Here is a 748-nt window from a genome sequence, read left to right as displayed (position 1 = left end):
CAAGGCCCGCGCGGTCCGGCTGCGCGCGGCGGGCGCGCAGGCGGCGCATGATTTCCATACCCGCCTGATCGGGAAACCCCTGCGGGTTCTTCTGGAAACGGATACGGCCGGACATTCCGAGGAATTCGCCCCTGTCAGGCTGGTGGACGGCGCGGTATCCACGGCGGGGCGGATCGAGACGGTGCGCCCGGTGGCGGTTGACGATAACGGACTGGTTGCGGAAATTCTCTGATATGGCTCTTGGTTTCTTCTCACGCCTCAAAGCGGGGCTGTCGCGCTCCACCCAGAAACTCAGCGGTGGCATCGCCGCCGTGTTCACCCGGCGCAAACTCGACGATCAGGCGCTGGAGGAACTTGAGGATCTGCTGATCTCCGCCGATCTTGGCCCCAGCGTGGCGGAAAAGGTGATCGAGTCCTTCCGCCGCTCCAAATTCGGCAAGGAAGTGACGGATGAGGAGGTGCGCGCCGCACTGGCGGAAGAAATCGCGAACATCCTGCAACCCGTCGCCATTCCCTTCGAACCCGACCCCGCGCACAAGCCGCATGTGGTGCTGGTGGTGGGCGTGAACGGTACCGGTAAGACCACGACCATCGGCAAGATGGCCCGTTTTTATGGCGAGCAGGGCAAGAAGGTCATGATGGTGGCGGGTGATACCTTCCGCGCCGCCGCCGTGGAGCAGTTGCAGGTGTGGGGTGAGCGCGTGGGCGCGCCCGTCATTTCCGGCAAGCCCAACGCGGATGCGGCAGG

Annotated in this window: 1 protein-coding gene and 1 pseudogene; both read left to right on the top strand. The window is 64.6% G+C overall.

All coding sequences use genetic code 11. The features are described 5' to 3' along the window. Nucleotides 1–232 (top strand): annotated as a pseudogene (locus JCM25156_RS19055) (tRNA (N(6)-L-threonylcarbamoyladenosine(37)-C(2))-methylthiotransferase MtaB); the annotation flags it as partial. 1 nt (nucleotide 233) lies between these two features. Next, the coding region (locus tag JCM25156_RS19045) for a signal recognition particle receptor subunit alpha (RefSeq protein WP_025814415.1) at nucleotides 234–748 on the top strand (515 nt) is incomplete at its 3' end.

The organism is Komagataeibacter kakiaceti JCM 25156, assembly GCF_000613305.1.
The sequence above is the reverse complement of the archived record's forward strand: the minus strand, read 5'-3'. Positions and strand labels throughout refer to the sequence as shown.